The 7,688-nt window shown below is 35.3% G+C and carries 8 protein-coding genes and 1 pseudogene; 1 reads left to right on the top strand and 8 read right to left on the bottom strand.

Features of this window, described 5'->3' with window-relative positions; translation table 11 throughout:
* A pseudogene (locus FJR37_RS05370) lies at nucleotides 1–2,616 on the bottom strand (hypothetical protein); the annotation flags it as partial.
* Nucleotides 2,617–2,750: 134 nt separating this feature from the next.
* Between FJR37_RS05370 and FJR37_RS05365 the strand changes: the two are divergent.
* Nucleotides 2,751–3,245, top strand: a complete 495-nt coding sequence (locus FJR37_RS05365) for a hypothetical protein (RefSeq protein WP_168465499.1) — start codon at nucleotides 2,751–2,753, stop codon at nucleotides 3,243–3,245.
* A gap of 252 nt (nucleotides 3,246–3,497) precedes the next feature.
* Here FJR37_RS05365 and FJR37_RS05360 read toward each other — a convergent pair whose 3' ends face one another.
* The 7 genes from FJR37_RS05360 to FJR37_RS05330 all read right to left on the bottom strand — a co-directional run bounded on the left by FJR37_RS05360 (nucleotide 3,498) and on the right by FJR37_RS05330 (nucleotide 7,408).
* Complete coding sequence (locus FJR37_RS05360; protein ID WP_371416099.1) at nucleotides 3,498–3,800, bottom strand: type II toxin-antitoxin system VapC family toxin; 303 nt, start codon at nucleotides 3,798–3,800, stop codon at nucleotides 3,498–3,500.
* Complete coding sequence (locus tag FJR37_RS05355; protein ID WP_072033645.1) at nucleotides 3,793–4,080, bottom strand: hypothetical protein; 288 nt, start codon at nucleotides 4,078–4,080, stop codon at nucleotides 3,793–3,795. Before FJR37_RS05355 ends, FJR37_RS05360 begins: the two co-directional genes overlap by 8 nt.
* A gap of 15 nt (nucleotides 4,081–4,095) precedes the next feature.
* Nucleotides 4,096–4,263: a hypothetical protein gene (locus FJR37_RS26850; protein WP_174763390.1), complete on the bottom strand. Its 168-nt coding sequence runs from the start codon at nucleotides 4,261–4,263 to the stop codon at nucleotides 4,096–4,098.
* Between the two features lie 254 nt (nucleotides 4,264–4,517).
* The gene (locus FJR37_RS05345) at nucleotides 4,518–4,790 is read right to left on the bottom strand and encodes an AbrB/MazE/SpoVT family DNA-binding domain-containing protein (RefSeq protein WP_168465498.1); all 273 of its coding nucleotides are present in this window, start codon (nucleotides 4,788–4,790) and stop codon (nucleotides 4,518–4,520) included.
* A gap of 89 nt (nucleotides 4,791–4,879) precedes the next feature.
* Nucleotides 4,880–5,212 carry an XRE family transcriptional regulator gene (locus FJR37_RS05340; protein WP_168465497.1) on the bottom strand — a complete coding sequence of 111 codons (333 nt, stop codon included), beginning with the start codon at nucleotides 5,210–5,212 and terminating at the stop codon, nucleotides 4,880–4,882.
* 318 nt (nucleotides 5,213–5,530) lie between these two features.
* Nucleotides 5,531–6,349 carry a TlyA family RNA methyltransferase gene (locus FJR37_RS05335; RefSeq protein ID WP_168465502.1) on the bottom strand — a complete coding sequence of 273 codons (819 nt, stop codon included), beginning with the start codon at nucleotides 6,347–6,349 and terminating at the stop codon, nucleotides 5,531–5,533.
* Nucleotides 6,350–6,751: 402 nt separating this feature from the next.
* On the bottom strand, nucleotides 6,752–7,408 hold the full coding sequence (locus FJR37_RS05330; RefSeq protein ID WP_168465496.1) for a DUF1361 domain-containing protein: 657 nt from the start codon (nucleotides 7,406–7,408) through the stop codon (nucleotides 6,752–6,754).
* Nucleotides 7,409–7,688: the final 280 nt, after the last annotated feature.

The following is a 7,688-nucleotide window of genomic DNA, read 5'->3' as shown; positions in this document are numbered from 1 at the left end:
CCTAACCACACTGCTATGACCCAAAAGAGTCAATATTTCCCTTCCTGTTACGGCATTCCAAATTTGGACTCTACCGTTACTATCTCCTGTAACCAGGTATTTTCCATCTGGACTATAAGCAAGGGAATAAACTGATCCTAATGCCTTAGCAAAAAAAGTCTCTGTTAAATTTGCCCCCGTCAGGTTGACATTATACAAACTAGCCAAACCAAAATTCACACCAGGTATAACTGTCTCACTCAAATCCTGTTTTTCTAACGCCAACCGACTACCTTTGAGTAGCAACTGTACCGCATTACTACCACAGTAACCTGCTACTGTTTCAGTTTTACCTTTAGTGGCTTTAACCTCCGCTAATAACCGTTGATTTGCTGTTGTTGACAACATGGGAAACATTAAATCTAAGACGGCTTTGGCTAAGAGAGTTTTCCCGAAAGTTTGACTTAAATCTGTTGTTCCTTGGTCGTAGGGAAGAACCTCCACAACTTCCTGAAAATCTGCTGCTAAAATCCCTAATTCTCGTCCCAATTTATAGGAGACAAAAAACTCCAATAATGAACGATGGGCAGGATAATAATCACCATCAGCATTTCTAATTAACATGGTTTGCCCCATCATGTCATAATGCCAATGATCTAAATCTTTTTGTTCCTGTACCGTTTCACCAAAATAACTACGAATTAAATCTGGAAATTCTTTATAATTTAAACTCATTTTGTCATTCGACAGCATTTCCCAGGATAATTCACACAAGAAATATAATTTATCTGCCATTGAGGTAAAAGTGCGGTCAGCTTTAATATCCCGTGCCATTTTCTGACGCACTGCATAGAGATAAACACGGGAAATATCCACAGGTTTACCAGCTTCAATATCCGGTAATGCTTCCATAATCAAATCAATCATTACCGGACGACGTGCCAAATCTAATAATTGTTCATTATTAATGATACTATCAACGGTTTCTGGTGTGGCTTTAAAATTAAGTACCTGTTTGATCTGTTGATCATCAAATTTTTCTAATTCTAAAACTTCAAATTGGGGTGGTTCTCCTGTGAGATTAGAAGTAGATGCTTGTAATTCTGCATTTAACAGGCTGCGTCCTTCTAATGCTTCGGGGAAATGTTCAGTACGACAGGTTAAAATTGCTTTTGTTCCTTCTGTTCCCACAACTTTTGCTAATTCCCAGAAATTATTAATCATTGCTTGACGGTCTACCCGTGCGGCCATTTCGTCAAAGCCATCAAAAATTAATAATAATTTCCCCATGCGGTTAAGTTGTTCAAAGGCAGAATATCCTGATAAACCAATGTTATGTTTACGAAAAAAGAACTCAGAAAATAGAGATTCAATACTCACCGCTTTGGCATAATCTCTTAAAGGAATGACTAAAGGAATTCGCGGAATAGGTAACCCTTCTGCTTTCGCTTGACGATATTTTTCTAAAGCAAACCAAGCATAATGAAAAGCAAACCAAGTTTTACCTGTGCCAAATTCTCCTAAAACAGATAAATGTTCTTTTACTGGGTCAGCCAACCATTCATTAATATAACGTTCAATCCAACCATCTTCTTCACCATAATGACTAATTCCTATTCGCTGTTTAGTTTGGGGATTAATTTCTTCTTTGGTACAAGCTAATGAAACATAATATTGATCAATTCCTCTGCTTTTAACTTCTCTTTCTAACCAATCAAAATAACCACTAAAATCAGCATCAGCTTCAATTAATTCATCAAATGAATAACAAAAAATCTGGTTATTTTCAGCTTTTTTAACTTCTTCTCTGGCTAATTTACTAACTCGACGTGGTGCGACAATCCAACCTTCATCAACGTTCTGAATTTCTACGATTGTTTTGACGGCATTAATATCATTAATTCCTGTTTCTGCGTTGATTCCTCTAATTAAAATCCGGTCATATCCTCGCCGTTTGGGAATATTAATAATCCATTCAAAATAATCTTTTTCTAAGACTTCGTGAGGTTCAAATTTATAACCCAGTGTTTCAAACCATTTTTTTAATTGTTTAGCTAATTCTGTTTCTCTGACAATTTCCCCAGGTGGTAACAATTGCTGTTGACTTTGGACTAATTGAGCAATTTGTTTTTGAAGTTCTGGTGAACTAAGTTGGTTAATTTGTTCCCGAATTTGATTTAAACTATTTTGTAAACTATCTAATTTATGGTCTTGTAAAATTTCCGTTGCTGTTCTAGCTCGTTTGGCAATTTCAACAAATAATCTGGCAAATTCAGTCAATTCTCGGCGATAATCAATATTTTGATGTTTGATTTTATTGCCAATATCAGAACTTTGAATAAAATTATCTAATGTTTGAATATTAAAACTTCTATTTTGACTAAATGCTTGCTGAAACTCTTCTTTAATTTCTTTTTCTTTAAATAACTGTAAAATTAACTGTAAAATAACTTTTTGTTTACCTACACCATACTCAATTAAAGTATAAACATAAACACCATCAAAATCATTTGGTGGTGTATCTGGTTTTAAACCAAATTTATTTAACAATCGTAATCGTATTTCGCTATACTTTAATTTATCTAAGACTTTATGTACTGTTTCCCCAATTAATGCGTCAACAACCTTATCAAGCATAAACAAAATCTGGTATAACGAATCTTTACTGTTTATACCATCAAACACATTTATCTGTCAAGCTGCTAAAAAATCACGGTTTATTTTGAGTACGGTGTATGGCGTTCTTATAACAAAAGCAGTGAGGGTAAGTAATGAGTCAGCAAGAATCTAATTATATTCCGTTCACCTCTAACCAAGAATTAGCAACCCCGATGGATTTATTACTTAATGAAGAATGGTTGAGAAAAAGTATCCAAGCTGAGGAAGAAGTAGGGGGTAATATTGGTGCTGGTTTAGATTGGGGTTCTGGTTTTAGTCAACTATTACTTAATCCCGAATTGTTTTATCGTTTAAAAACTTTGCGGATTTCTTTGAATCGAGAAGTGCGTTTGTTGCTTAAAGATTGGAATTTAGGAACTGCCACTTCTATAGTATCTGCTACCGCCAGAGAGAAGTTACTGGAAAGATTCAGGCTACCTACATCTACTGTTAAAGAACATATTCAAGCTGTGTTGCGGAGGGATGAATTTTTTGGTGAAGAGTTTATTTCTAATCATCAGGTTTTACGCGAACTGCTTGGGGTAATGTTGACAGAAAAAGATTGGGAAATTATTGCTTCAGTTGCGGCGGCTTCCTTGAAGCAGTAAATTATGAATCAGATTTTGGTTGAGAGAATTTTAGTATAGTAGGGCTAAAATAATTGAAAGTGGCGCACTCCGTTATCACAAATCAAAAAATGAATTAACAAGTCAGCGATCGCCCTATCGCCCTTTATCTCAAAGCAATACAAGTTTAATTTTGCTCGTCTAATTAAGGTAAAAATATGCGATTAAATGGTTGCTTGCGATAGCGGCGATAAATATTAAAGTCTTTATCTAGAGTGGCAATAGCAGAAATGTTTAATCTTTCGGAAATGGCAATAAGCGATAAATCGTGTTAAGTTCTTGGATTCTTTGATAGTCTGATGGCAGTAAATGTTCGCATAAGAAAACTCTTATTGATAAGGCAGATAAGAATTCGTTTTGCACTTTTGTATTTGGGGCAAGTAACCACATCACTTCTGTAACACAGGCAATTGTTGTGATGAGTTGACTGGTACAGGTGCTAAAAAAGTTAACAACTTGTTGGTGATACTTGTCTTTACGGTCATAGAAGGCAACAAGAATTCCAGTATCAATTAGAATCAGGGGATAATTATTCATGAGTTCTTGTTTGATGTCTTGCCTGAATTCTGTCAGCGATCGCTTTTTTGCGTACATCTCTATCTGAAAAATCTCCTGATCCTTCTAGTAAAAATTTGGGATAACCACCCATTCGTTCTAAAACTGTTTTAGCTGAAGTTGGATAATTGTTAATAGGTGTTTCTAGGGATGAGATAAATTGTAAGATAAGTGGGATTTGTTGATTCCTACGGAGCGCTTCGCTATCACTAAGGTTAGCGATCGCTTGTAAGAGTTCTTGGTGTGGATTAGTGGAGTACATAGTGATTAATTGGTGTTATGATGATTGCAATTTTAGCAAATGTATCGCTCTTTGGGAATTGGGGGGTGGGATAATCATACAATGATACTCAGGAAATTTAGTAGTTGTCATAAATGTGCCTTCATCTCTCAATCGTTTAATAATTTCCTCTGGTGATTCTCCTAAATCAACAACTTTTGACAATACCTCTACCCAATTAATAATACTAATATAGCACCCAGGGCAAACGCATCTTATTTTTAGAATGCTTACTGGACCAAGGTTTTGACGATTGTTTAGTTTTGTAACTAAAAGTTGAAACTCTTGCTGGACATGGATTACAGAATTTAGGTGCGTTTGCCCTGATATAGCACCCATCAATCAACGCATTTTCTACAATTTCTGCTCCTGGTTCATCTCTAAGATAAGCTAAAAAGGCAGAAGCATCTAACACAGATTTATTCACTTAAATACTCCTGTCTGCGTTCCTGGATAAGTTCATCTACCAAGTTTCTATCAGGTGATTTATCTTTTAATAAACCTCTTAATTTTTTAACTTGTTGTTTGAGGCTGACTAATTGGAGTTTTCCATTATCTTCCAGAGTTAAAATTAATCTGTCTCCAGATTCTAAATTCAGCATGGTTTGGATTTCTTTAGGTAAAGTTAAACGTCCTTCTGGTTCAAGATCAAGTGTATATTGTTGAGGAATTGATAAATTAGCAAGTGTCATAGCTGAATATTTCCTTGTTTTATAGCCATTTACATTTTAGCAAAACTCTAAAAATTAAAAAATCTCAATTTTTTCTCTATCTTCAACTCCTACTCATCAATATCCATTGCCAAATTTTCAAAATTAGTAATTGTTACTTCAACATCAGGGAATTTTGTCGTTATTTTCAATTCTCCTCCCATAGCTTCAATAACTTCTCGCAGATGACTAACATACATATCAGTGCGATTTTCTAATCTAGAAATAGCAGGTTGTTTAATTTGCAACTTTTCAGCTAATTGAGCTTGAGATATTTTTAAAGATTGGCGTAATTCAGTTAATGCCATTTCTTCTTTTAGTTTAGCTGTTTGAGTAGCAATTTTGGCTTTTCTTTCTGCGGAGAAATCTTTAGTAAGATTGCTAAACTTTTTATGTCCTGTCATATTAAACCCTCCCGACTAATTTCTTGGAGATATTCTTCATAAAGACGATCTGCTATGGGAACATACTGATACTGAGCTATTCTTTTAATGAGCCTAACGATACCATCTCCTACGAGCTAAAACTACGCATTTACTCTGTGTAATGGTAGCGATTTCACCCGTCACCTAACTAGCAACAGATAAATAGCCATTAGGTCTATGTCAACTCATACAAAGCCTTGTTAGCTCTAGAACTTTGCGTAGGAGGTGACGATGATGACAAGATTAGAGGCGAAGTAAGTACCAACCCAAAACACCAACTAAAATCTTGATTATTCATCATTTTTTCCCAAACTCCTGCATGACTTGTTTAGTAATTTCTTGAATTGCTGCTAAAGTTGGAGGGATAATTTCGCTTTCCATTCCCAACCATAAAAGATATTCAATATTTCCCGCAGGTCCTGTGATTGGCGACCAAGTTAAACCTTTATATTTCCATCCTAGCTCTAACGCCCCTTTCATCACATTAAAAATTGCATCAGCTTGGTCATCAGAATCGCGGACAACGCCTTTTTTGCCGATGCGAGACTTGCCAACCTCAAATTGTGGTTTTACCAGCAATACAGCCTCTCTGGGGGCTTGTGTTAATTGCCATACCGCCGGCAAAATTTTAGTTAAAGAAATAAAGGAAACATCCACAACTATCAAATCAGGAAATATGGCATTTTCAGCATATAATTCCCCTGGTTGTAGTTGACGTAAATTCGTGCGTTCTTTTAAAATTACCCGTTGATCATTTCTGATTTTCCAGTCAACTTGTCCATAACCAACATCTACACCATAAACTTGTTTTGCGCCGGCTTGTAATAAACAATCTGTAAATCCACCTGTAGAAATTCCCCCGTCTAAACAAATTCTGTCAGTTACAGAAATTCCAAAACATTCTAAAGCTTTGACCAGTTTTTCCCCACCACGAGACACAAAAGGAGGACGTTCTTTAACTTGAATTTGGGCGGTAATATCAACTTCTGTGCCGACTTTATCAATCTTATGTTGATTTACAGTTACTTCTCCAGCTTGAATTAGCCGCTGTGCTTGTTGACGGGAAGCACATAATCCCAAATCTACTAATAATGTATCTAATCGCTGTTTCACCAATTTCACTTTTTATAGTTTTTTATATTTGCTTTTCTATTTTAAATCTAAATAGGAATTTTTTTGTTGATATCCCCAACTTCTTTAAGAAATCAGGGATATTAAATTTACAGTAGATTAATAAGTTACAGAATCTAAATCCAAAGTCGGACAGCAACCCAACAAATACTGGTAAATGTTGGGTTTCGTTCCTCAACCCAACCTACGTAATTCTATTTTTTGAGCTTAACTGACAAGTATTGGAACAGCAAACCAATTTCACTCCTGACTCCTGAATTCTGCTGTAAGTAGGTTAGCATTGAAAATCGTCGTTATGGCAAGGCAAGAGGCAAGAGTGAAGAGGGTTTGGGCGATTTTACTTTTCTTTACACAGATTGGTTTTATTGTGTTCACCTACTTATGTCATTAGTTAATATTGTGAATATGATGATCCTTTAGTTGTGAAGTAGCACCATTGTTAACAAAACCCAAAGTAATTCGTTTCATAAACCAATACAAAACCCAAAGAACTACAAAAGTAATCGTAATAATTACCAACGGCTGTTTACCAAGTATTTCCTCTACACCTTTCGTGATTATTGCATCTGGTTGAGTAATAAAGTCCCAACTGTTAAACCGTAAAAATCTTCCCCAATAAATACCAACAGCAGAAAGAGCATGAGTCATTAATTCAACAGAAAAAATCCATTTGCTTTTACCCGTTCGGTGTAAATAGTAACCTAAATTTATCAAAGATATGACATAAGCCTCAAATCCGCCAAAAATGACCACAAAATACACAGGCATTAACACTAATGTAATCATCCATACTGACTGAACTCGCCGGATATCATCTATTAAATGAATAACATCAGTTAATAAATAAGGCGCATTTGGTAAAAAAGCATAGAAACTCAGAAATCCTAGCCACCAAATCCATGAAACTCCGCGTTTTTTGCGAAATAGCCAAACACTTAAAGCCAAAGGGATGAAAGCCAAAAATAGATTCCAAGTCATCCACCGCAGATTAACTCGTAAAACATGGAAAACCGTTGTTATTAATTCAATCACTTCTGCTTTCATAGAATTGAAATGTATAGAATAAATGTTATTGTTTTCTTGACACAATATTTGCAGTCTTGGAGTTTTGACAACTCTAAAAATATTGTCTCTAAGACTCTATTTTAGATCACAGTTGCATAAAATAGTTGTTTTTCAGAATTTTGGCTTTTACGTATTTTTTACGGTGATTGAGGATTTATCATAATTAAACCTTGATGTGGCAAGGTTGATTAGAGGAATTATGGTGATTTTTTCAGGGCTTTCCATAAATTGAGATGTACAGGCAATCCTCTTACTCTTA

The organism is Aphanizomenon sp. UHCC 0183 (assembly GCF_009712065.1).
Taxonomy (GTDB): Bacteria; Cyanobacteriota; Cyanobacteriia; order Cyanobacteriales; family Nostocaceae; genus Dolichospermum; species Dolichospermum heterosporum.
The sequence above is the reverse complement of the archived record's forward strand: the minus strand, read 5'-3'. Positions and strand labels throughout refer to the sequence as shown.